At 73.4% G+C, this 22,538-nt stretch carries 22 protein-coding genes; 5 read left to right on the top strand and 17 right to left on the bottom strand.

The features are described from left to right. Positions 1-15: 15 nt before the first annotated feature. Both ACFY3L_RS05135 and ACFY3L_RS05130 read right to left on the bottom strand, forming a co-directional pair. On the bottom strand, positions 16-900 hold the full coding sequence (locus ACFY3L_RS05135; RefSeq protein ID WP_389318855.1) for a fructosamine kinase family protein: 885 nt from the start codon (positions 898-900) through the stop codon (positions 16-18). A gap of 50 nt (positions 901-950) precedes the next feature. Continuing rightward, positions 951-1,292: a hypothetical protein gene (locus ACFY3L_RS05130; protein ID WP_389318853.1), complete on the bottom strand. Its 342-nt coding sequence runs from the start codon at positions 1,290-1,292 to the stop codon at positions 951-953. A gap of 84 nt (positions 1,293-1,376) precedes the next feature. Between ACFY3L_RS05130 and ACFY3L_RS05125 the strand changes: the two genes are divergently transcribed. After that, the gene (locus tag ACFY3L_RS05125; protein WP_389318851.1) at positions 1,377-2,471 is read left to right on the top strand and encodes a hypothetical protein; all 1,095 of its coding nucleotides are present in this window, start codon (positions 1,377-1,379) and stop codon (positions 2,469-2,471) included. Further along, positions 2,464-3,129 (top strand): DNA alkylation repair protein, encoded by a 666-nt coding sequence (locus tag ACFY3L_RS05120; protein WP_389318849.1) that lies wholly within the window; start codon positions 2,464-2,466, stop codon positions 3,127-3,129. The genes ACFY3L_RS05125 and ACFY3L_RS05120 overlap by 8 nt, the downstream gene beginning before the upstream one ends. Positions 3,130-3,140: 11 nt before the next feature. Here the strand turns inward: ACFY3L_RS05120 and ACFY3L_RS05115 are convergent, their stop codons facing one another. The 3 genes from ACFY3L_RS05115 to ACFY3L_RS05105 all read right to left on the bottom strand — a co-directional run bounded on the left by ACFY3L_RS05115 (position 3,141) and on the right by ACFY3L_RS05105 (position 5,478). Further along, entirely contained in the window at positions 3,141-3,797 is a 657-nt protein-coding gene (locus tag ACFY3L_RS05115) for a hypothetical protein (RefSeq protein ID WP_389318847.1), read from the bottom strand. Between the two features lie 254 nt (positions 3,798-4,051). Further along, positions 4,052-4,561, bottom strand: coding sequence for an oxidoreductase (locus ACFY3L_RS05110; protein ID WP_389318845.1), 510 nt, complete (start codon positions 4,559-4,561; stop codon positions 4,052-4,054). Further along, positions 4,555-5,478 carry a class I SAM-dependent methyltransferase gene (locus tag ACFY3L_RS05105; protein ID WP_389318843.1) on the bottom strand — a complete coding sequence of 308 codons (924 nt, stop codon included), beginning with the start codon at positions 5,476-5,478 and terminating at the stop codon, positions 4,555-4,557. The genes ACFY3L_RS05110 and ACFY3L_RS05105 overlap by 7 nt, the downstream gene beginning before the upstream one ends. Before the next feature lie 94 nt (positions 5,479-5,572). Between ACFY3L_RS05105 and ACFY3L_RS05100 the strand changes: the two genes are divergently transcribed. Then, positions 5,573-7,741, top strand: a complete 2,169-nt coding sequence (locus ACFY3L_RS05100) for a DUF4132 domain-containing protein (protein ID WP_389318841.1) — start codon at positions 5,573-5,575, stop codon at positions 7,739-7,741. On the opposite strand, the gene ACFY3L_RS05095 is transcribed toward ACFY3L_RS05100, so the two are convergent. Continuing rightward, entirely contained in the window at positions 7,729-8,178 is a 450-nt protein-coding gene (locus tag ACFY3L_RS05095) for a nitroreductase family deazaflavin-dependent oxidoreductase (protein WP_389318839.1), read from the bottom strand. The two genes, ACFY3L_RS05100 and ACFY3L_RS05095, sit on opposite strands and share 13 nt — an antisense overlap. 82 nt (positions 8,179-8,260) lie before the next feature. On the opposite strand from ACFY3L_RS05095, the gene ACFY3L_RS05090 reads away from it, so the two are divergent. Then, positions 8,261-8,482, top strand: coding sequence for a hypothetical protein (locus ACFY3L_RS05090; RefSeq protein WP_389318837.1), 222 nt, complete (start codon positions 8,261-8,263; stop codon positions 8,480-8,482). A 58-nt stretch (positions 8,483-8,540) separates the two neighbouring features. Here the strand turns inward: ACFY3L_RS05090 and ACFY3L_RS05085 are convergent, their stop codons facing one another. The 6 genes from ACFY3L_RS05085 to ACFY3L_RS05060 form a co-directional block, all read right to left on the bottom strand. Next, complete coding sequence (locus tag ACFY3L_RS05085) at positions 8,541-9,605, bottom strand: glycoside hydrolase family 11 protein (protein ID WP_389318835.1); 1,065 nt, start codon at positions 9,603-9,605, stop codon at positions 8,541-8,543. A 178-nt stretch (positions 9,606-9,783) separates the two neighbouring features. After that, positions 9,784-10,776, bottom strand: coding sequence for an ABC transporter permease (locus tag ACFY3L_RS05080; RefSeq protein WP_389318833.1), 993 nt, complete (start codon positions 10,774-10,776; stop codon positions 9,784-9,786). After that, complete coding sequence (locus ACFY3L_RS05075; RefSeq protein ID WP_389318831.1) at positions 10,773-12,290, bottom strand: sugar ABC transporter ATP-binding protein; 1,518 nt, start codon at positions 12,288-12,290, stop codon at positions 10,773-10,775. Before ACFY3L_RS05075 ends, ACFY3L_RS05080 begins: the two co-directional genes overlap by 4 nt. Beyond that, entirely contained in the window at positions 12,290-13,330 is a 1,041-nt protein-coding gene (locus ACFY3L_RS05070; RefSeq protein ID WP_389318830.1) for a sugar ABC transporter substrate-binding protein, read from the bottom strand. The genes ACFY3L_RS05075 and ACFY3L_RS05070 overlap by 1 nt, the downstream gene beginning before the upstream one ends. Positions 13,331-13,350: 20 nt before the next feature. Further along, positions 13,351-14,667, bottom strand: a complete 1,317-nt coding sequence (locus tag ACFY3L_RS05065) for an enolase C-terminal domain-like protein (protein WP_389318828.1) — start codon at positions 14,665-14,667, stop codon at positions 13,351-13,353. Positions 14,668-15,167: 500 nt separating this feature from the next. Then, positions 15,168-15,950 carry an alpha/beta fold hydrolase gene (locus tag ACFY3L_RS05060; RefSeq protein ID WP_389318827.1) on the bottom strand — a complete coding sequence of 261 codons (783 nt, stop codon included), beginning with the start codon at positions 15,948-15,950 and terminating at the stop codon, positions 15,168-15,170. A gap of 248 nt (positions 15,951-16,198) precedes the next feature. On the opposite strand from ACFY3L_RS05060, the gene ACFY3L_RS05055 reads away from it, so the two are divergent. Then, positions 16,199-17,722, top strand: a complete 1,524-nt coding sequence (locus ACFY3L_RS05055; RefSeq protein ID WP_389318825.1) for a penicillin-binding transpeptidase domain-containing protein — start codon at positions 16,199-16,201, stop codon at positions 17,720-17,722. A gap of 188 nt (positions 17,723-17,910) precedes the next feature. Here the strand turns inward: ACFY3L_RS05055 and ACFY3L_RS05050 are convergent, their stop codons facing one another. The 5 genes from ACFY3L_RS05050 to ACFY3L_RS05030 form a co-directional block, all read right to left on the bottom strand. Then, on the bottom strand, positions 17,911-18,363 hold the full coding sequence (locus ACFY3L_RS05050; protein WP_389318823.1) for a hypothetical protein: 453 nt from the start codon (positions 18,361-18,363) through the stop codon (positions 17,911-17,913). Then, the gene (locus ACFY3L_RS05045; RefSeq protein ID WP_389318821.1) at positions 18,360-18,875 is read right to left on the bottom strand and encodes an RNA polymerase sigma factor; all 516 of its coding nucleotides are present in this window, start codon (positions 18,873-18,875) and stop codon (positions 18,360-18,362) included. The genes ACFY3L_RS05050 and ACFY3L_RS05045 overlap by 4 nt, the downstream gene beginning before the upstream one ends. Before the next feature lie 61 nt (positions 18,876-18,936). Next, entirely contained in the window at positions 18,937-19,854 is a 918-nt protein-coding gene (locus ACFY3L_RS05040; RefSeq protein ID WP_389318819.1) for a GNAT family N-acetyltransferase, read from the bottom strand. 16 nt (positions 19,855-19,870) lie between these two features. Continuing rightward, entirely contained in the window at positions 19,871-20,515 is a 645-nt protein-coding gene (locus ACFY3L_RS05035; RefSeq protein ID WP_389318817.1) for a response regulator transcription factor, read from the bottom strand. Beyond that, the gene (locus tag ACFY3L_RS05030) at positions 20,506-22,437 is read right to left on the bottom strand and encodes a sensor histidine kinase (protein ID WP_389318815.1); all 1,932 of its coding nucleotides are present in this window, start codon (positions 22,435-22,437) and stop codon (positions 20,506-20,508) included. Before ACFY3L_RS05030 ends, ACFY3L_RS05035 begins: the two co-directional genes overlap by 10 nt. Between the last annotated feature and the right edge of the window lie 101 nt (positions 22,438-22,538).

Below are 22,538 nucleotides of genomic sequence, written 5' to 3'. Positions count from 1 at the left end.
ACATCGAACCCGGTGTCAGGTGCGCGTCCGGAACGGGGCGAGGGTGGCACGGATGTGGTCGGCCGCGCCCCAGTCGTCGTCGAACTGGGCCAGCACGGCGAGGTGCTGTCGCAGCTGGATGATCGGCATCCGGGCCGGCCAGCCGGCGTCGAGCGCGGTCAGCTCCGCGTACACCTCGAAGAACCGCCGCGCCTCGGGCGGGGGCGACGTGGACCAGACGTGGGCCAGGTCGACCTCGGCCCACGTGTACGACACGGCCGGGTCGATCACCGCGGGCCGCCCGTCCGGGGCGGCCATGACGTTCTGCGCCCACAGGTCACCGTGCGTCAGGCAGGCGGGCCGCTCCGGCAGCAGCTCGGGCAGCCGGTGACACAGCCGCTCCAGCGCCGCCCGGTCGGCGGGCTCGAGCGCCGCGTCGACCCGTGGCTCCCCGAGCCACCGCAGCAGCCGGTGCCGCGCGAAGAACGCGAAACCGTCGTCGTCCCAGGCGTTGCTCTGCCGGCGACGGCCCAGCCAGTTGTCGCGGTGCCAGCCGAACCGGGTGTGGGTCGTGCTCGTGTGCAGCCCGGCGAGCGCGTGCGCGAACCGCTCCCAGAACGCCTCGCTGCTCGGCCTCGCCGCCAGCATCGACAGCACGAGCAGGTCCCGGCCCGCCAGGACCACGTCGGGCGTCGCCATGCCGCCGAGCTCGCGCAGCGCGGCCAGCCCTTCGGCCTCGGCCTCGAACACGTCGTCGCCCGGCGCGTCGGCGAAGGCCTTCACGAACACCGGCGGACCGTCGCGGCGGGTCGCGATGCCCGCGAGCGCCGCGAGCCCGCCGCTCGCCGGCTCCACGGCGTCGACGTCCCGCAGCCCGGCCCGGCGCAGCCCCTCCAGCAGCACCGTCGTCGAAGCGGCCATGCACATCCCTCCGGGGTTCGCGGCGAACTCGGCGGTGTCGCCGCCCGCAATCATGCTCGGCCGTCGCGTGCGGGTTCCCAGTGCCCCGCTCCGTGGACGAGCAGGCCGGCGACGTGCGGACTCAGGTCGATGTACTCGGTGTGCTGGCCGGTCAGCCCGGACGTCTCGCCGCGCAGCACGTACGTGGTGCCGGCGCCCTCCGACGTGAGCGCGCCGAGGAGCACGTGCATCCCGAAGAGCGTCGCCGAGGAGGCGTCGGCGAGGTCGGGGTGCTCGACAGGGGTGAACTCACACCGCAGCGCCCTGGCGACGGTGCTCAGGACGGCCGTCATCCGGCGGTGCGACCGGTGGTGCACCTCGAAGCTCAGGGACTGCGCGAGCCGGCTGATCATCGCAGCAGCGTAGAACGCTCAGGCCACGGTGGCGTCACGCCGATCTCCGCCCGTCGCGGGGAGCCGGTCGCTACGATCACCGGCATGGATGCACCGATGGCGTCGCTCGCCGGTCAGGTCAAGGCACTGCTCGCGGCGCTGGACGGACAGGACCTCGAGGCGTTGGACCACGCGCTGCCGGGCGTCGCGGATGCCGTGCCCGGCGCCACGCCCGATGAGGTGCAGGCCGCGCTCGCGCGCATCGAGCCGTACCTCGGCCGCCTCCCGTTCTTCATCGGCGGCGCCGTGGCGCCGCTGGTCGGCGGCATGGCCGGATACGGCACCGACCCGGGCGTGGTCCTGCCGGCGCTCGTCGACCGGGCCGCGGCGGCGATGGAGGCGGCCGCGCGCTTCGCCGAGCTGCACCGGGCCGCGTTCGGGGAGCCGCCGTCGCCCGGCGCGCACGACGAGGTCGACGCGACAATGGATCGGTTCACCGGCCCGGGCAGTGGACACGGCCTCGATGTCGGCGAGGCGGCGGTGCTCGGCCAGGCGTGGTTCTGCGCCGACGATCTGGTGCAGCCCATGCTGTACCTGTGTCAGCGCGCCGACATCCGGGCGATGCTCCCGCAGCGGGACCGGCTCGCCGCGGCGGTCGCACGGGTCGGCGAGACCCACGGCGCGCCGCACTGGCTGGGCGGGCTCCTCCGGGTGCTCGACGACGAGCCGCTGCTGGTCCTGGACCGGGGGTTCGCCGGCACGGGGCGCGGGTACCGCGTGACGATCGGCGGGATCGGCGACAACTTCCAGCTGCACACCCTGCTCGCCGCGGCCCTGATCGGCGATCCCGCCCAGGGCCTGCTTCCGGGCCGCCCGCCGACGGCGGTGGAGGTGGCCGCCGCCGGCACCGGCGAGGATCTGCAGCCCGCCGGCGGCCTGCGCGGCAACTGGAACCTCGCCGACGCCCACGGCGAGTGGATCTGGAACGAAGGGACGCCCGCCGACATCCCGCACCTCGACGGGGTGCGGGTGGTCGTGCTCGACCCCGAGCCGTACCCGCGCAGCTGGAACACCGGCCGCCAGTACCCGCTGATGACGCCGCTGCTGCGGGTGGACGGCACGCTCCCGCCCGAAGAGGCCGCGGCGTGGCTGAGCCGCGTGAAGCCCGCACCCGGACTGGGCGGTCGCGGCGATGGCTGACACGACGGTCGCCGAGGTGATGGCCGAGCTGGCCGCGCTCGAGGACCCGAAGGCGCGCGCCGTGAACGAGAGGCACGGCGACGACCACGGCGTGAACCTCGGCAAGCTCCGGGCGATCGCGAAGCGGCTCAAGACGCAGCAGGACCTCGCGGTCCAGCTGTGGGGCACGGGGGACACGGCGGCCCGGCTGCTGGCGCTGCTGATCTGCCGGCCGAAGGCGTTCACCGGCGACGAGCTCGACGCGATGCTGCGCGACGCCCGGGCGCCCAAGGTGCACGACTGGCTCGTCGGCTACGTGGTGAAGAAGCACCCGGCGGTCGAGGAGCTGCGGGTGGCCTGGCTCGCGGACGACGACCCGGTCGTCGCCGGCGCCGGCTGGGCGCTGACCACCGACCGGGTCGCGAAGAAGCCTGCCGGTCTCGACCTCGCGGCGCTGCTCGACACCATCGAGGCGGACATGAAGGACGCCCCGGACCGGCTGCAGTGGGCGATGAACCACTGCCTCGCCCAGATCGGCATCGAGCACCCCGACCACCGCGCCCGCGCCATCGCGATCGGCGAGCGCCTGCAGGTCCTCAAGGACTACCCGACCCCGCCCAACTGCACGTCCCCGTACGCGCCGGTGTGGATCGCCGAGATGGTCCGCCGGCAACAGTAGGTCCGCGGTGATCAGGCGCGGGCGTCGGCGGCGGCGAGGGCGGTGCGCATCGCCGCCCGCTCCTCGGGGAGCCAGGGGCCGGAGCCGGCCAGGGGGATCTCGGTCATGAAGCGCCGCTCGGACTCCGGGATGAGGGCGGCGACGCGGTCCGGGTCGCTGGCCGCGGTCGCGTACAGGTTCGGGCCGTCGGCGTAGTACGGGTCGACCAGGACGAGCCGCCCGTCGGCGGCGCGCATGACGTTGGCCGGGTTGGTGTCCAGCGGCCCGCACCAGGGGAGGGCCTGGCAGGCACGCTCGTGGACCTGTCGCACGACATCGGCGAGTGCGGCGACGTCAGGTGTACGGGCGGCGAGTGCGCGGTGAAAGGCGGCGGCCTCGTCCTGGCCGACGGGCCGCAGCCATTCGAGCACCTGCAGGTCGCCGCCGCCGGCGAGCCGGCGGTGCGCGAACAGCGCCGGGACCTGCCGGGTGTGGGCCGCCTCCCGGTACAGGGCTGCGGCGTACGGGCCCGTCGGGTCGAACGGGCTGATCCGCGCGACCGTCGCGCCGTCCGGTGAGCGGAGCGCGATCGCCCAGTCGCCCGCGCCGCACCAGGTCCACCCGTCCGCGCGCAGCACCCGCTCCGCGTCCCGGTGGTCGGCGTCCATCCCCAGCGAGATCCCCATCACGCCTCGAGGATATTCGCCTGCCATTGCGGTCTGCCCGGACCGGGCTGGAGGCGGTCACATGCCGTCCTGCATCGACGTGTACGTCTGGGTGCCGGACCGGGAGCCGGCGACGCTGACGGCGTTCATCGACCGTTACGTCGACGTGGCCGATCCGCGCGACGAGCGACTGTCCGCCTTCACCCGGGTGTACGCCGACGGCGTGTCCGGCGACGCCGATCCGGGTCGGCGCACCACCCGCACGGCAGCCATGAACCTCAGGCGGGCTCCCGGTACCAGCGCCGGTGGACCAACGGTTCGACCGTGAGCACGCCGGCCACGGCGAGGATGGCGCAGGCGGCCGCCGGTGCGTTCGGCGCCGTCCAGGCGGCCGTGGCGCCCGCGGCGACAGTCACCCACGGGCGCAGCAGGGTCAGCGGGCCCAGGCCGAGCAGGATGAGGAACGTCGCCGGTCGCTGGGGCAGGACCGCGTAGCCGGCGAGCGTGAGCAGGACGACGGCGGCGAACGGGCCGATGATCCACAGCATGGCGGCTCCGGTCCGGGCGAGCTCGGCGTACCGGGTGCCCGGATCCGGCGCGGTGACCAGCACGGCCCCGAGCACGAGCGCCAGCCCGCCGAGCACGGCCGCGCCGGTGACCAGCCCGCGCCGCATCGCCGTGCGGTAGAAGGCGCGCTTGCGGATGCGGCCGTTGCGCCCGGTCGCGACGCGGAACCCGGCGAGCGCGGCGTCCACCAGCGCGATCGCGACGAGCACCGCGGCTACCACGCCCGGCGCTCCGGTCCGCTCACGGCGACCAGGTGGCGCGCGGCCGGGCCGAGCGCGGTGCGCAGCGCCGGCCCGTGCTCCGGCCGCACGCCGAGCAGGGGGCGCACCGACGCGCAGAACGGGTTGCTGTGGCGCATCGGCCGGTGCAGCAGCGGCTCCAGGCCGGGCGCCGACCGGGCCGCTTCGAGCAGCGCGTGATCCTCGTGGGCGCGGCGGGCCGACGCGACGCCGTCGTGCCGGCCCAGCGGCTCGCGCATCCGCGCCCGGTGGAACATCCACGCACCCAGCGGCGCCAGCCGGGTCGCGGCGATGTCGAAGTGGCAGTACGCCCGGGCACCGGCGGCGGCCTGCGCGCGGAAGAACGCGCCGAGCTCGTCGCCGCGCAGGTGGTGCAGCAGCCCGGAGGAGATGTACACGGTCGCCCCGCCGGGCAGGGCGAACGCGTCCCCGTGCGTGAACCGGCAGGTCAGCCCCTCGGCCTCGGCCAGCCTGCTCGCCTCGGCGACGAGCGCGGCGTTGAGGTCGACGCCGCACAGCTCCACGTCGCCGAGCACACCGGTGGTCGCGAGCCACCGGATGGCGTACCCGATGCCGCAGCCGACGTCGACGATCCGTGGCCGCTCACCGTCCCGGGCGACCGCGGCCAGCAGCGGGCCGAGCAGCTCCGCCAGCTGCTCGGCGATCCGCAGCTCCTCATTGAGCCGCTGCAGCTCGGTGTGCGTGCGCACCAGCAGCCGCTCCGCCGCGTCGGTGTCGAGCACGCCGTCGCGGTGCGGCAGCGCCTCCGCGATCCGGGCCCCGCGCCGGTCACCGGCCGCGCGCAGCGCCGCGAGCACGTCGTCGCGCCGCACCGGCAGCCGCGCACCGGTCGCCGGGTCGTGCCGGACGATCAGGTCGGAGATCTCCAAGATCGACACCTGGGTACTGTAACCGCCGGCCGGGTCTGGTGCCGGAGAGGTCGTCCGTCGCAGGGGGTACGGTCGTGCACCGGAACGTACCTGGGGAGGCGTGATGGCGGCGGGCGAGCCGGAGATGGTCGACGGGCTGGCCCGTGCGGAGCCGGCCGGGATGGCGATGGCGTGGGAGGACGGGGAGCGGGAGCGGTGGTGGGCGAGGGCGGCGGCGCTGGAGCACGGGCGGGAGCAGGACGACTGGGCCGCGGCGGTGGCGGGCGCCGACCAGCTGTCTGACCTGACCCCGGCGCAGCAGTCGTGGCTGCTGGTCCGCGGGCCGGAGTCGTCCGCGCGGGCACTGCTGGGCAGACCGCTGGCGCTGCTGCATCACCGGCAGCAGATCGACGTGGACCGGGTCGCGGTCGCGCGGTTCGAGCTGGACGCGTGGCCGCTGGTGCTGCGCGACGTGGGTACGAACGCCGACCGGCTCGGCTTCCTGGTGCTGCCGTTCCGGGGGCCGGAGATGGCCTCGCTGGTCGCCGGGTGGCTGCGGCATCTCGGCTCGGCGCGGCTGTGGGCGCGGCTGTGGCTGGAGCGGCACCCCCGGACGGCGGCGTCGGCGTTGGCGCCGGTCGCGGCCGGCCGCCCGGGCAGGCCCCGCCAGCAGGCCGAGGACGCGCTGCGGCACCTGGCCGCGACAGGCCACGAAGAGACCGTGGTCGAAGCCGTCGAGCGGTGCGGCACGGGCACGGTCACCGCGCTGTGCGAGGTGGGAACGGGTGCGGCGCTGCCGGCCCGGAAGGTGAAGGCGTGGTCGCTGCCGGAGATCCGGCTGGTCCATGGCGAAGCGATGCCGCAGGAGGACGTCAAGCGTCTCGTCGCGGCGCTGACCTGGTCGCGGCTCGCGGCGGCACCCGAACCCCCACCGGGCGACCCGGCGCCGGACGGCGGGGGTGTGCCGCTGGCCGTGGAGTCGGCGGAAGCGCCGCAGCCGTTCGTACACCCCGCGGAACCGGAAGCGGAGAAGCTCATCGCCGACTGTGACCGCACCAGCCTCGCCGCCTTCGGGCGGGCGCTGCTGGACGCCTGGCTGGCCGACGGCATGCAGGCCGCGGACGCCTGGGTGGTGCTGGCGCAGGCCCACGTCGGCGACGACACCACGATGGACGTGCTCGCGCCGCTGGTGCGGTCCTGGCCCCCACGCAGCCGCTACGCGCGCGCCATCGACGGGCTGGCGGTGCTGGCGACCGTCGGCACCGACGTGGCGCTGCGGCACCTGCTCGCGATCGAGGAGAACATGTCGGGCGGGCCGACGAACGACCGCGCCACCGCGTACCTCACGGAGGCGGCCGCACGGCGCGGGCTGTCCGTGACGCAGCTGGCCGACCGGCTGGCGACCACCCATGGTCTCGACACGGGCGTCACCTTCGACTACGGGCCGCGCACGTTCACGGTCGTCGCCGACGAGCACCTGACGGCGTTCGCGCTCGACGAGCACGGCGTGCGGCTGGCGCGGCCGCCCAAGCCCGGCGCCAGGGACACCAACCCCGAGGCGTACCAGCAGTTCCTGCAGTACAAGAAGGACCTGCGGGCCACCGCGGCGGCACAGACCGCGCGCCTGCGACGCGACATGCTCGCCCGCCGCCTCCGCCCCGCCCGGGACGTGCGGGAGGTGCTCCTGCCGCACCCGATCCTCGGCCCGCTCGCCCGGCGGCTGCTGTGGGGCGAGTACGACACCGCCGGCCGGCTGGCACGGGCGCTGCGCGTCGCGGAGGACGGCAGCTTCGCCGACATCGACGACGCGACCGCGACGACCGACGGCATGCTCGGCATCGTGCACCCCGCGGACCTCGACGGCGACCTGAAACGCTGGGCGCGGATCGTCGCGGACTACGAGCTGCTGCCGACGTTCCCGCAGCTGGGCCGGCCCGTGGTGGTGCTGACCGGGGCGCAGCGCGCCGCGACGAGCATGGCGGGCCTCCGCCCCGTGCCGACCGACCGGATCGTGACGCTGCTGGACCGCGGCGGCTGGCAGGGCAACGGGCTGTCGCAGCCCCCGCACACCCAACTGGCCCGCGCGCTGCCCGGCGGTCTCGCCCTGGTCGCCGAGATCTCGCCGGGTGTCGGCAGGTACAGCATGGGCAACCCGGCCGAGCAGCAGATCACCGAACTGTGGGTGGACGACGTCTGGTCGAACCACCTGCAGCTGGCCCGCCGCATCCCGCTCGGCGCCTGCGACCCGGCCGCGCTGTCGGAGCTGCTGGTCGACCTGCTTCAGGCGCCCTGATCCGCGGGCAGGGGGAGCAGTTCGAACACCGGGTGGCGGTGGGCCTCCGGCAGGAAGGCGGCGGGTGGATCGTCCTTGGTCGCGGCGAAGTACGGGCGGGTGGCGGTCGCCACCGTGACGTAGCGTCGCAGCACCTCGCCGGTCTCGTCGGGTGGGACCTCCCGCGCGGAGTACAGCTGCCGGCGGCCGCGACGCGACAGCGAGACGCGGCCCGAGGCGCGGGCGTTGTGGACCCACGACACGGGGCCATAGGGTGCGACCAGCCAGCGCCGGTCCCCGTCGTCGACGATCGTCGCGGGGTGCGTCAGCGGGCGCCCGGTCTTCCGGCCCGTGGTCGTCAGCATGTACGTGGCGGGAATCAGGCCGGCGCGGACGAACAGCCCGATGACGGCGTCACCGACGCGGCGGCCGCGGCTGGGACGGAACTGCTTCGGCATCGCGCCAAGCATAGCCAGTCATGGATCCGGCAGGAAGGTCACAGCCAGCAAGAACGTCGACGACCGCCGCACCGGCATGGGCATGTTCGCCGCCGAACTGGCGTCCACCGGGCAGCTGCGGCCGGAGCACACCGCCGACACGGCGGCCGATGTGCTGTGGCCGGCCATGGACGTGCGCAGCCACGACTGGCTCGTCCGCCGGCGGGGCCGGCCGCCGGAGCGCTTCCAGCGCTGGTACGTCGACACCGTCGCCGCGGCCCTGCTCGACCCGCCGGCAACCGGTACATCCGTGGAAACCCGCTGAATGTGCAAGGCACGCAGCGGGCCGCGCCGGAACGGGAACCGGCGCGGCCCGGGGAACCTCAGCGGCAGGCGGCGCCGTTGAGGGTGAAGCCGCTCGGAGCGCCCGAGTTGCCGGTGTGGTTGGCCTGGAAGCCGATCGTCGTCGAGGCGCCCGGCGCGATGGAGCCGTTGTAGCTCACGTTGGTCGCGGTGACCTGGCCGCTGCTCGGCGAGTACGTCGCGCTCCAGCCGGACGTGATCGTCTGCCCGGCCGCGAGGTTGAACCGCAGCGACCAGCCGTTGATCGGTGTCGTGCCGGTGTTGGTGATGGTGATGTTGTCCGTCAGGCCGGTGTTCCAGGCGTTGACGGCGTTCGTCACCTGGCACGCCGCGGTGCCGCCGCCCGGGGGCGGGCTCGACGTGCCCTGCGAAGGCCGCGGCGACGTCGTGGTGGGGCCGGGGCCAGGGCCCTCGCTGACCGTGATGCTGGAGCTGCCACTGCTCTGGTAGCCCTCGGTGGCGAGGATCTGGTAGTCGTGCGTGCCGAGGTTCAGCCCGAGGCCGGCCCAGGCGTTGAAGTGGTTGGCGGTGGTGATGGTGCCGCCGGTCCGCTTCTGCTGCCGGACGCTCCAGTACTGGTAGAACGTCGCGGTGCCGATGATCGAGGGCTGGTTCACGCGCTGCGTGCGGTAGATGTCGTACGTGCTGCCGTCGGTCGTCACCGAGCCGAGGCGCTGCGCGCCGGTGCTCGGGTTGTAGCTGCCGAAGTTCTCCACCACGTAGTACTCGATGAGCGGGTTGGTCGTCCACCCGTACAGCGCGAGATAGCCGTTGCCGTTCACGTTGAACGTGCCGGAGTAGTTCACGGTGTGGCTGGAACCGGGTTTCCAGCCCTTGCCGACGACGGTGTTGTTCATGTTGCTCCACTGGACGCTGTACGAGCCGCCGGCGCCCAGCTGCATGGTGACGTTGCCGGTGTCCTTCCAGTACGAGAAGAAGTAGCCGTTGTGCGTGCCGGTGGTGTTCGCGGTGACGGTACGGTCGGCCTCGGCGCTGGCGGTGCCGGTGGTCAGCGCGACCACGCCCGCGGCGACCAGCGCGGCGCACGCCCCGCCGACCAGCAGAAGGCGTCTGGAATGGTTCATTGCTGCTCCCTTCGATGCAGTCAGCGCAAACTGTCGCCGAATGCGGGAGCGTGCTGTGCGATCGGATCTTTCGAAAGTGCCCGGCGGTCCTGAGCAGCGAATACGGCCGCAGGACCGTGAAAGTTTCCCGAAAGGCGTGGTGGGCGGTGACCGCCAAGACACCGCCCACCACGCCGGCCTATGAGTCCTGCGCCTTGCCGGTGGTCACCCGGGCGAGGATCAGCGCGACGAGGATGATCAGGCCGTACACCGCCTGGATCCACTGCGCGGAGACGCCCGCGAGGGTCAGGATGTTGTTGATGAGGCCGAGGACGAGCACGCCGCAGAGCGCGCCGAAGAGCGTGCCCTTGCCGCCGTCCATGCTGACGCCGCCGATGACCGCGGCGGCGAAGACCGTGAAGATCATGCCCTGGCCCTGTGCGGCGGCGACGGAGCCGAGGCGGCCCGTCATCAGCAGGCCGGCGAGGGCGGCGAGGGTGCCGCCGACCATGAAGACGATCCAGATGACGCGGTCGCTGCGGATGCCGGCGGCGCGGGCGGCGTCGACGTTGCCGCCGATGGCGTAGACGGCGCGGCCGTGGCGGAACCAGCCCAGGGCGGCGATCCCGACGGCGAACAGCAGCCCGCACAGCCAGATCGACAGCGGCAGCCCGAGCCACGTCGCGTTGCCCAGGTACAGCACCGACGGCGGCAGCTCGAACAGGTTCTGCCCGCCGGTGATACCGATCTGCAGGCCGCGCAGCACGATGAGCATGCCGAGCGTGACGATGAACGCCGACAGCCCGAACCGCAGGATCAGCAGCCCGTTCAGCGCGCCGACCAGCAGCCCGACGAGCAGGATGATCGGCACGGCGAGGGCCGACGGCCAGCCGGTGCCGAGGCCGTTGCTGGCGGCCGGGATGACGAGGGCGACGCCGAGCGCGGGGGCGAGGCCGACCGTCGACTCCAGGGACAGGTCGAACCGCCCGCCGATCAGGATGATCGTCTCGGCGAGGACCAGCAGCGACAGCTCGGTCTGCTGCTGCAGGACGTTGACGATGTTGGCGCTGGACAGGAAGACGGGGTCGACGACCGCGCCGACGATCAGCAGGAGCAGGATGGCCGGGACGAGGGTGAGGTCCCGCATCCTGGCCAGGCGGATCCCGGACAACCGGGCCGGGACTGTGGTCATCGGTTGACTCCTTCGACGGCGGCGACCACGTCGGTGTCGCTCCACCCGGCGGGCAGGGCCGCCACGACGCGGCCGTGGAACATGACGAGGACCCGGTCGCAGTGGCGCAGGTCGTCGAGCTCGTCGGAGACCATGAGCACCGCCGTGCCGGTGTCGGCGGCGGCACGGACGGCGCCGAGCAGGGACTCCTTGGAGCGCACGTCGACGCCCGCGGTCGGGTTGATGAGGACGAGCACCGACGGCTCCGTGCTCAGGGCGCGGGCCAGCACGACCTTCTGGGCGTTGCCGCCCGACAGGCTGCTCACCGGCGCGGCCGGGCCTTCGGCGTGGATGTCGTAGCGTTCGATGAACGACCGCGCGCTCTCCCGTAGCCGGCCCGGCGCGACGTAGCCGAACCGGCCGAACGACCCCGCGATCGGCAGGGTCGCGTTCTCCGCGACCGACAGCAGCGGGATCAGCCCCTCGCGGTGCCGGTCCTGCGGCACGAGCCCGATCCCGGCGGCGAGCGCGGCCGGCACGCTCCCCGGCGGCACCGGCCGCTCGCCGACGCTGACGGTCCCATTCGTCGGGCGGCGAAGCCCACCCACCGTTTCGGCGAGCGCGACCTTGCCGCTGCTGCCGGATCCGGTGACGCCCACGATCTCACCGGCGCGCACGTCGACGTCGATGCCACTGTACGAGCCGGGCAGCGTCAGCCCCGCCAGGCGCAGCGCGACCCGGGCGGCCTCGCCGACGGGCGGGCGGGCCTCGACGGTGGTCAGACCGACCGCCTCACCGGTCATCGCGGCGACCAGTGCGTCGTGGTCCACGTCGGACACCGGCGCCGTCAGTACATGCCGCGCGTCCCGCAACACGGTCACGGTGTCGCAGACCGAGTACACCTCCTGCAGGTGGTGCGAGATGAACAGCATGGTCACGCCGGTCGCGGACAGCGCCCGCAGCCGGCCGAAGAGCCGGTCGATCGCCGTCGCGTCGAGCCGGGCGGTCGGCTCGTCGAGGATGATGAACCGGGCACCCTGCGACAGCGCGCGGGCGATCTCGACCAGCTGCCGCTGCTCGACGCCGAGGTCACCGGCGCGGGCGGCCGGGTCGACGTCGACGGCGTACTCCTCCAGCAGCCGCGCCGCGTTGCGCCGGAGCGCACCCCAGCGAACGAGGTCGCCCTGGCGGTTGAGGAACAGGTTCTCGGCCACCGACAGGTCGGGGATGATGGTGGAGCGCTGGAAGACGCACGCGACGCGGCGCCGCCACGCGGCCCGGTCCGCGACCGGCGGGGCCGGCTTGCCGTCGAAGGCGATCGCGCCCGCGTCGGGGCTCTGCAGGCCGGTGAGCAGCGACACGAGCGTCGACTTCCCGGCGCCGTTTCGGCCCACGAGGGCGTGGGTACTGCCGGGCGCGATCGACATCGAGACGTCGTGCAGCGCGGTGGTGGCGCCGAAGCGCTTGCTCGTGTGGACGGCCTCCACCGCCGGGGCGCCTGCATGGACGCCCGCGGCACCGTGTGCGTTGTTCATCACTTGCCGATCTGGTTGCCCCACAACGCCGAGTCGTCGACGTTGTCCTTGGTGACGAGCGGGGCGGGCAGCTGGTCCTCCAGCAGCCCTTCACGGACCTGGACGATGGTGCTGTCGTGGTCGGTCTTGCCGGGCTGGAACGTCTTGCCGTCGACCGCGGCCTTGGCGTAGAAGAGGGCGTACTTGGCGTACAGGTCGGCCGGCTGCGACACGGTCGCGTCGATCTCGCCCTTGCGGATGGCGTCGAACTCCTGCGGGATGCCGTCGTTGGACACGATGAAGATGTGCTTCGGGTCGCTCGGCGGCACGAGGAGGTTCTTGGTGCGCAGCAGTTGCAGCGTCGGGGCGAGGAACACGCCGCCGGCCTGCATGTAGATGCCGTTGATGTCGGGGTGCTGGGCGAGGCGGGTCTGCAGCGCCGCGGATGCCTTCGCACCTTCCCAGTCGGTCGGCTCGGCGAAGACGGTGATGCCGGGGAACTTGCTCTGCATGCACTCGGCGAACGCCTCCGACCGGTCCCGGCCGTTGACGCTGGACAGCGATCCCTGGAACTCGATCACCTTGCCCTTGCCGCCGAGCTTCGTGCCGAGGAACTCGCACGCCTTCTGCCCGTAGGCGCGGTTGTCCGCGCGGACGACCATGAAGACCTTGCCCTTGTCGGGGCGGGTGTCGACGGTGACGACCGGGATCTTCTTCTGCTCCAGCTGGGTGAGGGTCGTCGCGATCGCGCCGGTGTCCTGCGGCGCCATCACGATCGCCTTCGCGCCCTGGCTGGTCAGCGCCTGCGTGTTGGCGACCAGCTTGGCGATGTCGTTCTGCGAGTTCGTCGGCGTCATCAGGTTGATGCCGGAGTCCTTCGCGAACTGCGGGATGTACTTCGCGTACGAGTTCCAGAAGTCGGAGTCGGCGCGGGGCAGGTCGACGGCGATCTGCCCGCCTTTGGCGTCGGTCGTGCCGGCGCTGGGTGTCGTGGACGAATCGCAGGCGGTGAGCGAGACGACCAGGGCGGTGGCCAGCAGGGCCGGTCGTAACAGCTTCATGGCGGATTCCTCGGGTTCCTTCAGGGGGTGTTCCAGACGGGACCGTCCGGGAAGGCGTAGCGGGCCCTGCTCTCGGCCCGCATGGTGGAGCTGAACCCTGGCTGGAGGGGTGCCAGGTAGTGCCCCCGGTCCACGCGCACCGGGTCGGTGAAGTGTTCGTGCAGGTGGTCGACGTACTCGATGACCCGGTCGTGCATGGTCCGCGACACCGCGACGTAGTCGAACATCGACAGGTGCTGGACGAGCTCGCAGAGCCCGACCCCGCCGGCGTGCGGGCAGACCGGCACGCCGAACTTCGCCGCGAGGAGCAGGATCGCGACGTTCTCGTTGACCCCGGCGACGCGGGCGGCGTCGAGCTGGACGAACGAGACCGCGTTGAGCTGCAGCAGCTGCTTGAACACGACCCTGTTCTGGACGTGCTCACCGGTCGCGACGGGGATCGGGGCGATCCTGCGCGCGATCTCGGCGTGCCCGACGACGTCGTCGGGGGAGGTGGGCTCCTCGACCCACCACGGGTCGAACGGTGCGAGCGCCCGGACCCAGTCGACGGCCGTGCCGACGTCCCACCGCTGGTTGGCGTCGACCGCGATCCGTACCCCGGGACCGCAGACCTCCCGGGCGATCCTCATCCTGCGCAGGTCGTCCTCGAGGTCGGCGCCGACCTTGAGCTTGATCTGCGTGAAGCCGCTCGCCAGCGCCTCGCGGCAGCGCGCGGCGAGCTTGGCGTCGTCGTAGCCGAGCCAGCCGGGCGACGTGGCATAGGCGGGGTAACCGCGCTGCAGCAGCGTCTGGATCCGCTCCTCCCGGCCGTCCTCGCCGCGGCGGAGCAGCTGCAGCGCCTCCTGGGGGGTGAGCGCGTCCGACAGGTACCGGAAGTCGACGAGGTCGACGATCTCCTCGGCCGGCATCGACGACAGCAGCCGCCACAGCGGCAGCCCGGCCCGCTTCGCCTTCAGGTCCCACAGCGCGTTGACGACCGCGGAGATCGCCATGTGCATGACGCCCTTCTCCGGGCCGAGCCAGCGCAGCTGCGAGTCGTAGACGAGTTCGCGGTACAGGCCGCCGAGGTCGTCGAGGACCTCCTTCACCAGACGTCCGACGAGATAGGGGGCGAGGGCCTGGATCGCGCGGGTCTGGATCTCGTTGCCGCGCCCGATGGTGAACGCGAACCCGTGCCCCTCGCTCTGCTCCGCCTTGCCGGCCCCTTCGTCGGTACGAATGACCACGTAGGCGGCCGAGTAGTCGGGGTCGGGGTTCATCGCGTCGGAGCCGTCGAGCGCTCTGGAGGTCGGGAACCGTACGTCGTAGGTGTCCAGCGACACGAATCGGTTGGTCATGGCCCCTCCCTCGGTCTGGTGCCGCAAGCCGTGCGAAGACATCCGATGTCTAGCAGGCTTCGCCACCACTGGGCAAGGGGCAAAATCTTGGAACCTGCCGCTTTTGTTCGCTCGGACAGAAGTTCGGCACCCTTCTTGACGAACCGATACCTCCGATGTTCACTCAGTGTCGAGGGTTGTCCATGGTTCGATGAGCGGACCCACCGCTCGCAGACCTGCGGACGACACCCTGCAAGGCGACGCCGACGCCGAGCAGGGTAGGCACCCCGGTCGCGGAAGGCGCCTTCCGCGGCCGGCGTGCGCTGTGCCAGCTCCGCGCCTGCCGGCGCGGGGCGGGGGTTCCCACCCGCGGCCCCCATGCTCGCTGCGCTCCTGCGCGCCTCGCCGCGCGGCGGCTTCCGCGCCTGCGCGCAGCATTCCCTGGCTTGCTCACGATCGAACAGCGGACCCGGTCGCCATGGACCGGATCCGCCATTCGATCAATCAGGGACGGCGGCGGTTCAGTGGGCGAAGAACGCTCTCAGGACGGGGGCGAGGGCCGCCGCGTCGACGTTGTGGGGCTGGCCGTCGAGGAACCGCGCCTCGCCGGCCGGGAGGAGCCCGGCGAGGGCCGCCGCGGTGTCGCGCATGAACGGCATGTCGGCGCCGCCCGCCAGCACGAGCGTCGGCACCGTCAGGTGCTTCGCCCGGTCGGCCGGGATCCGGTAGTCGCCCAGGATGCGGGCGTCGTAGGCGAGCGTGTGCGCGAGCGCGACGGACTCGGCCCAGAACGGCTTCCGGCGCATGTCGGCGACGGCCTCCGCCGGCAGGCCGACGACCGTCGACATGAAGTACTCGACCGCGTCGTCGCGCCGGTCTTCGGCGACCATCGCCTCGAGCTGCCTGACGTGGTCCGGCGGCGGCGTCGGCATGCCCTCCGGCAGGTACGGCGGCTCCCACATCACGAGCTTCGTGACCGGGAGCCCGGCGCCCGCCGCGAGCATCGCCAGCGCCGCGCCGGAGGAACCCCCGAACAGCCCGGCCTCGCCGCCCGCCGCGTCGATCACCGCCGCGATGTCCTCGATCTCGCGCTCGACCGCGTAGGGCTGCGTGTCACCGCTGGGACCACGGCCGCGGCGGTCGTAGTTCAGGACGGTGAGCTCGGTGGCGAGGTGCCGCGCCAGGGGAGTCCTGTCCGTCCGGTCCGAGGCCGACCCGGCGACCAGCACCACCGGCGGCCCGTGCCCGATCCGGTCGAACGCGATCGTCGTGCCGTCCTTCGAGGTGATCTGTTCCATCGTCATCCTTCCTCGTCCTTCCGACCCTACGAGGAGAACGGCCGGCCCGCTCGGTGCCGAGGCGGGCCGGCGGCCAGGCGCCGGTCGGTAAGCCGGTGTAGGCGGTGCCGACGTCGGAGCAGGCGCCGGACAGGATGGCGGGCACGAACCTCCGGCGGGCACCGGGCAGCGGCGTGAGTCGATAACATCCACCTGTACGACGAGCGGTCGACAAGCGAGTGGCGGGGGCTGCGGTGGCGGGGGATGGGCCGAACGTGTCGATCATCGAGTCGGCGCACCGGGACGGGCCGGGTGGGCGGCGCCCGGTGGCGCTGGCGGTGGTGGTCCTGGTCGTCGCCGCCGTGGCCGGCATCGCGGTCTGGCGGTCCAGGGACACCGACCCGCCGAAGGCGGCACCCGCGCCGGCGGCCCGGGCGTCGGAGTTGTTCGCGGCGGACGGCACCACACTGATCGCGCGGTTCGGCGCGGAGGACCCGCGGGAGAGCTGCCTGCGGGCGCCGGTGAACGACTGGGGGTTCTTCTGCGACACCGTCGTCACCTGGTGGCAGGGGCAGGAGGCGTTCGGCGCCGACAGGGCGGAGCGCACCGATCGGCTGCGGCAGGGCGGGCTCCGCATCGTCGGCTCGCTCGATCCGAAGCTGCAGGCCGGCGCCAAGCAGCGGGTCGACGCGCTCGTGCCGGTCACGGACCCGAAGGTGTTCTCCCTCGCGTCGATCGAGCCCGGCACCGGGCTGATCAGGGCGATGGCCGTGAACCGGAACTTCCGCCGCACGGCCGCCGCGAGCCCGAGCGCGCCGGCGGGTGCGGACGGACCGGTGTGGCCGTACACGGGGCCGGACGCGACGGACGCGCTCATCGCCGGCGACGAGAACATGCCCGGTACACAGGCCGGCGCGCCGTTCATGATGTTCACCCTCGCCGCGGCGCTGGAGAGCGGGCTGACACTGGATCACGCGATCGACACGAAGAAGGTGTACCAGTCGAAGTTCCGCATCGATCCGCAGAGCCCGATGGCCTGCGGCGGCGGGTACTACTGCCCCTCGAACACCGGTGACACGGCGTACCAGTCGGGGCGGCGGACCATGTGGGACGCGTTCGGCCACACGGTGGTGACCTACTTCGTGGCGCTCGCGGAGCAGGTCGGCGTGGAGAAGGCCGTCGCCCTCGCGCAGCGCCTGGGCATCACCTTCCGCGGCAGGGACGACCAGATGCTGGGCAAGAACAGCGCGATGTGGGGCGCGTTCACCCTCGGCGTCTCGGCGACCAGCACGCTCGACCTGGCCAACGCGTACGCGACCCTCGCCGCCGACGGCACCCGCTGCGACCCGCTGCCCGCCGTCAAGGTCACCGACGCCACCGGCGCGCAGGTGCCCGGCGTCGGGCCGAAGTGCGAGTCCGTGCTGCGCCCCGAGGTGGCCCGCGCCGCGATCGACGCCGGCCGCTGCCCGGTCGGCGACTCGTCCGCGTTCGGTGACCGCTGCGGCGCCGGTGCCGTGCCCGCCACCACCGTCCGGGCCACCGTCGGCCGCCCGGTGGCCGGCCAGTCGGGCGTGACCGACAGCCGCCGCTCCTGCTCCGTCGTGGTCGCCGGACCCCAGCTCGCCACGGCGGGCATGATCGCGACCGCGCCGTGGGCCCGCACCGGCCAGGCCGCGATCCCCACCGGTGTGCCGGAGGCCGCGATCGGCGTGGTCGCGGCGGTCCAGCACGACGGCCTCGCCCCGCTGCCGGTCCGCGACTTCACCGCCCCACCGCGCGACGTCGCCCTCGCCGGCTGACGGCCTTGCCGGTCTCGGCCCGCGCCGAGACCGGCAAGTGCACCGGCCGGGTCACGAAGAGTCCGCCCCCGACCCGCCCCCGCTCACAGCGCGCTCAGGCCGCCGCGACCCGGCCCGTTCACGGTGCGGTCAGGCTGCCCGACCCGACGCCGGTCACGGTGCGGTCATGCCGCCGCGACCCGGCCCGTTCATCGTCCGGTCAGCTCGGTCCTGCGCCGTAGCAGCGCCGCCCGTGCCCGGCGGGCCACCCGCAGGTGCACGACGGCCACGACGCCCAGTGTGACCACCACCGCCAGCAGCGACGGCTCGACCTTGTGCCGCAGCGTGGTGATGATGAACGCGCCGACGGTGAAGGCCAGCCAGGCGCCGACGCCGAGCCACCCGGCGATCACGCGGTCCCGGGCGAACAGCGGCGTGCGCCGGGTGAGGGCCCACCCGCCGAACGCTGCCCAGCCCAGCCCGATCGCCATCAGCACCGCGAAGGCGACCTTCGTCCGCGGCGGCAGGCCGGGCTCCGTCGCCCAGAGCAGGCCGATCAGCCCGCTGCCGGTCAGCGCGGCGAAGGTCAGGACCAGGTATCCGACGCGCCTGCGCAGCGACAGTGGCGCGCCGAGCCGTGCCAGCAAGTCTTCCGGCGTCATCCCTCGTACCCCTTCTGCTCCAGTTCGTGCCGTAACAACGTGCGGGCCCGGTGGAGCCGCGACTTGACCGTGCCGACGGGCACCGCGCAGATCTGCGCGCACGCCTCCAGGGGCATGTCCTCGAGGTAGAACAGCATCAGGACCTCCCGCTCCCGGGGCGGCAGTGCTGCCAGGGCACCGGTGAGCGCCTCGCGGTTGACGACGGCGTCCGCCTGGTCGTCCCCGGCACGGTTAACCGGTTCATGCGCCGGGCGCGTGTACACGTCCCGCAGCCTGTTCATCACTGCCCGGCGCGCCACGGTGAACAGCCACGGCGCGAACCGGTCCGGTTGCCGCAGCCGCGGCAATCCCTTGACGACGGCGAGCCAGATCTCCTGCACCACGTCGTCGTCCGACCCGCCGAGCATCCGCCCGACGTACCGTTCGACGGTCGGATGCCAGGCCCGCACCAGCTCCGTGAAGGCTTCCCGCTCACCCAGCTGGCAGCGGACCACCAGCAACTCATCGCTCATCGACCCTCCTTCGCCAGTACAGTCGGCGCGGAGGCCCGGAAGGTTCATCCTGCCGGCAACGTCAACCGGCGAGCTTGACGTCGGTGACCGTCAGGTCCAGGTCGAGGGACACGACGATGGAGTGCTGCCCGAAGAGCCCGCCGTCGTCGAGGTGGACCGTGAGGTCCTCCTCGGTGATGTCGACGGCGGTCGGGGTGATGCGGGCGGTGAACGCCGCCTCGTCCAGCTCGACGTCGTCCTGCCGCCAGGTGTCGTTGTACAGCTCCAGGCATGCCTCGGCGACGGCGCGCCGCAGCGCGTGCGGGTCGAGGCGGCGCACGACGTCGGCGGCCGTGTCGAAGAGCGGGCCCTGGTCGTCGTCGACCCCGCCGATCGGCGTCAGACAGAGCGCCACCTCGTCTGTGCCGCCCAGCCGCGACGGCGTCATGGCGCGCCACTCGAACGCCGACCCCTCGAACACGCCGAGGTCCGAGTGCCGGTGCCTGCGACGGACCATGCGGACCTCCCGGACCCCGTCCTCGTCGTCCTGGGCGGTCCCGTCGGCGACGAAGCCGTGCCTGCGGTAGAACGCCTGCGCGCGGGGGTTCGGGTCGGCCACCCACAGCGCCGCCGACCCGCCGGGGTCGAGGACCGCCTCCAGCAGGGCCGTCCCGGCGCCCGTGCCGTGATCCTCGGCGTGCACGTAGAGCACGTATAGCTGCCGTGTCCACGCCGCCGCGGGGTCCAGCGGCGGCCCGGACATTGCGACGCCGATCAGCGAGCCGTCCCGCTCGGCGACGGCCACGCGGTTGGCGCGGTAGCGCTCGTCGGTCAGGGCGGCGGTCCAGAACCGCTCCCGCGCGGGCACGAGACCGGGGTCGTCGAGGACCGTGTCCAGCATGAGCCCGCGGTACGTCTCCCGCCAGCACCGGACGATCACCCGCGCCATCTGCGCGACGTCCTCGACCCTGGCCGGGCGCACCGTCAGCGGGGAGCTCACGGTGCGCATCGTAGCCTCAGGCGCGCAGGAAGGTGAGGACGGCGAGGACGCGGCGGTGCTCGCGCTCGTGCTGGACCAGGCCGAGCTTGGTGAAGATGGACGTCACGTGCGCCTCGACGGTCTTGACGGCCAGGTGCAGGTCGGCCGCGACCGCCGCGTTGGACAGGCCCTGCGCCATCAGGGCGAGCACCGCGCGCTCGCGGTCGGTGAGGTCGTCGAGCGGGTCGCGTTCGCGGCGGCGGGCGACGAGCCTGGAGACGAGCTCCGGATCGATGACGGTGTCGCCGTGCGCGACGCGGCGCAGGTCGACGGCGAACGCGGTCAGGTCCGACACCCGGTCCTTCAGCAGGTACCCGACACCACCGTCGAACTCGGTGATGAGCCGCAGCGCGTGGTGCACCTCCAGGTACTGCGACAGCAGCATCAGCCCGACGCCGGGCGCGGCCGCGCGGATCGCGGCCGCCGCCTCGATGCCCTCGGCGGCGAAGCCCGGCGGCATCCGCAGGTCGATCACCGCCACGTCCGGGGGAGCGGCCCGCACCTGCGCGAGCAGCGCTGCACCGTCACCGGCCTGACCGGTGACGGTGCAGCCCGCCTCGACCAGGAGGCGGGCCATGCCCTCGCGGAACAGGACGCCGTCGTCGGCGAGCATCACGCGCACGGGATCACCGTCCGCAGGCGGGTGCCGGACGGTCCGCTGTCGACGGTCAGCCGCGCGTCGAGGATCGCGAGCCGGTCCATGAGCCCCTCCAGGCCGCTGCCGGGGCGCACCGACGCGCCGCCCGTGCCGTCGTCCGCCACCTCCACGACCAGACCCGCGGCGGTCAGCGAGACCGTCACCGAGACGACGGTGGCGCCGGAGTGCTTGGCGGCGTTCGTCAGGCCCTCGCTCACCACGAAGTACGCGGTCGCCTCCGCCTCGGCCGGCAGCCGCCGCCCCACCGACACGGTGAGCCGCACCGGCAGCGGCGAGCGGTCGGCGAGGAACCCGGCCGCGGCCTCGAGGCCGTCCTGCGTGAGGACCGCCGGGTGCAACCCACGGGCCATCTCCCGCAGCTCGGCCGTCGCCTCCAGCAGCCGCACGCGCACGGCGGACGCCTGGGCGGCGACGTCGTCGGCGCCGGCGGCGGTCGCCGCGCGGACCACCCCGCCGAGCTCCATCGCGACCGTCACCAGGCGCTGCTGCGCGCCGTCGTGCAGGTCGCGTTCGAGGCGGCGGCGGGCTGCGTCACCGGCCGCGACCAGGCGCTGCGCGGTCGCCCGCAGCTCCAGCACCAGACCCGCCTGACCGGCCAGGTCGCCGACGAGACGCTGTTCGGCGGCCGACAGCGGCTCGCCGGGCGCCTTCGTCACGGTGAGCGCGCCGCGGAACCCGCCGTCGTGCCGCACGGGCACGGCCTGGAGATCTTCCAGTCGCCGTGTCCCGTCCGGTACGAGCGATGCCGCGGGCCAGATCGACACGGCCCGCAGCGCGTCCGGCGGGCCCGTCCACAGGACGACCTCGTGGGCGCCCACGGCGTCGGCGACGGTGGTGCAGATCCCGTCGAGCAGCCCGCCCGCGGGTGCCGTCAGGTGCGCCGAGAGCCGGGCGAGGGCCTCGTACGGCGTGGCGCGCCGCCCGTACACGAGCCGGTCCGCGATCCGCTGCACCCTGCGCCGCAACGGCTCGAACGCGACCGCGACCACCCCGGTGGCGGCCAGCGACAGCAGCGTGCCGTGCCCGTCGACGAGCCGCCCGACGCCGGTCACGACGACGGCGTAGCCGGCGGTCACCGCCGCGGCCATCGCGCCGAACACCAGCGACCGGTTGATGACCGGGTCGATGTCGTACAGGCGGTACTTGAGGACCGCCGCACCGGCCGCCGCCGCGATCAGCGGCGCGGTCAGCGCACCGGGCACGGGTGAGCGCCAGACGGCGAGCCCGACGACCATCACCGCCGCCGACACCGTCACGGCGTACACGAACCAGCGCAGCTGCCGCGCCTCGTCGCCGCGCGCCTGGCGCATCCGGACGACGACGCACGCCGCCCACGTCAGCTGCAGCAGCAGGTACCCGACGGGCCGCGCCACCCCGTAGAACGCCTCGGCGGCCGCCGCGCCCGGCAGGTGCAGCGGGTGCGCGGCCAGGAGGCCGGTCCGCGCGTACTCGACCGGCCACAGCGCCGACACCGCCGACAGGACCAGCCCGGTGGCGCCGAGCACGCCGACGACCGGCCGCCAGCCTGGCGACGGCAGCCGCCCGGTCGGGAAGCCCATCACCGTCACACCGATCAGCACCAGGACCAGCGGCAGCGGCCACACCCCGCACCAGCCGACCCAGGACGCGCCCGGCAGCGGCCCCGGATGCAGACCGTACTGGCGTCCGGCGTACATCACCGCGTGCGCGACGCCGGTGGCGACGAACAGCCGCCCCTCCGGGTTGCGCGGGCTGCGCCGCAGCACGAACAGCCCGACCGCCGTGAACGCCGTCGCGATCAGCCCGTTGTGCAGGTTCCCGACGTGCCAGCCGAGCGCGGCGCCGCCGGCGACCAGCACGGCCGTCGCCGCACCCACCGCCCCTCGCAGCGTCCCGTCGCGTGCCACGTCCACATCGTGCCAGCGCATGCGCCCGCTGGGACCAGGGTTAACCCGGCAATGTTCCAGGGCCGGCCCCGATGCCCCGGACGACCGCTGCGGCGAGGGTA

Source organism: Dactylosporangium sp. NPDC000521 (genome assembly GCF_042898305.1).
Lineage (GTDB): Bacteria > Actinomycetota > Actinomycetes > Mycobacteriales > Micromonosporaceae > Dactylosporangium.
This window is presented reverse-complemented; position numbering and strand designations above follow the sequence as displayed.

Bases quoted from the DNA above. Each gene is read 5' to 3' on its own strand.
- ACFY3L_RS05135 (WP_389318855.1), bottom strand. From the start codon at position 900: ATGGCCGCTTCGACGACGGTGCTGCTGGAGGGGCTGCGCCGGGCCGGG.
- ACFY3L_RS05130 (WP_389318853.1), bottom strand. From the start codon at position 1,292: ATGATCAGCCGGCTCGCGCAGTCCCTGAGCTTCGAGGTGCACCACCGG.
- ACFY3L_RS05125 (WP_389318851.1), top strand. From the start codon at position 1,377: ATGGATGCACCGATGGCGTCGCTCGCCGGTCAGGTCAAGGCACTGCTC.
- ACFY3L_RS05120 (WP_389318849.1), top strand. From the start codon at position 2,464: ATGGCTGACACGACGGTCGCCGAGGTGATGGCCGAGCTGGCCGCGCTC.
- ACFY3L_RS05100 (WP_389318841.1), top strand. From the start codon at position 5,573: ATGGCGGCGGGCGAGCCGGAGATGGTCGACGGGCTGGCCCGTGCGGAG.
- ACFY3L_RS05095 (WP_389318839.1), bottom strand. From the start codon at position 8,178: ATGCCGAAGCAGTTCCGTCCCAGCCGCGGCCGCCGCGTCGGTGACGCC.
- ACFY3L_RS05090 (WP_389318837.1), top strand. From the start codon at position 8,261: ATGTTCGCCGCCGAACTGGCGTCCACCGGGCAGCTGCGGCCGGAGCAC.
- ACFY3L_RS05085 (WP_389318835.1), bottom strand. From the start codon at position 9,605: ATGAACCATTCCAGACGCCTTCTGCTGGTCGGCGGGGCGTGCGCCGCG.
- ACFY3L_RS05080 (WP_389318833.1), bottom strand. From the start codon at position 10,776: ATGACCACAGTCCCGGCCCGGTTGTCCGGGATCCGCCTGGCCAGGATG.
- ACFY3L_RS05075 (WP_389318831.1), bottom strand. From the start codon at position 12,290: ATGAACAACGCACACGGTGCCGCGGGCGTCCATGCAGGCGCCCCGGCG.
- ACFY3L_RS05070 (WP_389318830.1), bottom strand. From the start codon at position 13,330: ATGAAGCTGTTACGACCGGCCCTGCTGGCCACCGCCCTGGTCGTCTCG.
- ACFY3L_RS05065 (WP_389318828.1), bottom strand. From the start codon at position 14,667: ATGACCAACCGATTCGTGTCGCTGGACACCTACGACGTACGGTTCCCG.
- ACFY3L_RS05060 (WP_389318827.1), bottom strand. From the start codon at position 15,950: ATGACGATGGAACAGATCACCTCGAAGGACGGCACGACGATCGCGTTC.
- ACFY3L_RS05050 (WP_389318823.1), bottom strand. From the start codon at position 18,363: ATGACGCCGGAAGACTTGCTGGCACGGCTCGGCGCGCCACTGTCGCTG.
- ACFY3L_RS05045 (WP_389318821.1), bottom strand. From the start codon at position 18,875: ATGAGCGATGAGTTGCTGGTGGTCCGCTGCCAGCTGGGTGAGCGGGAA.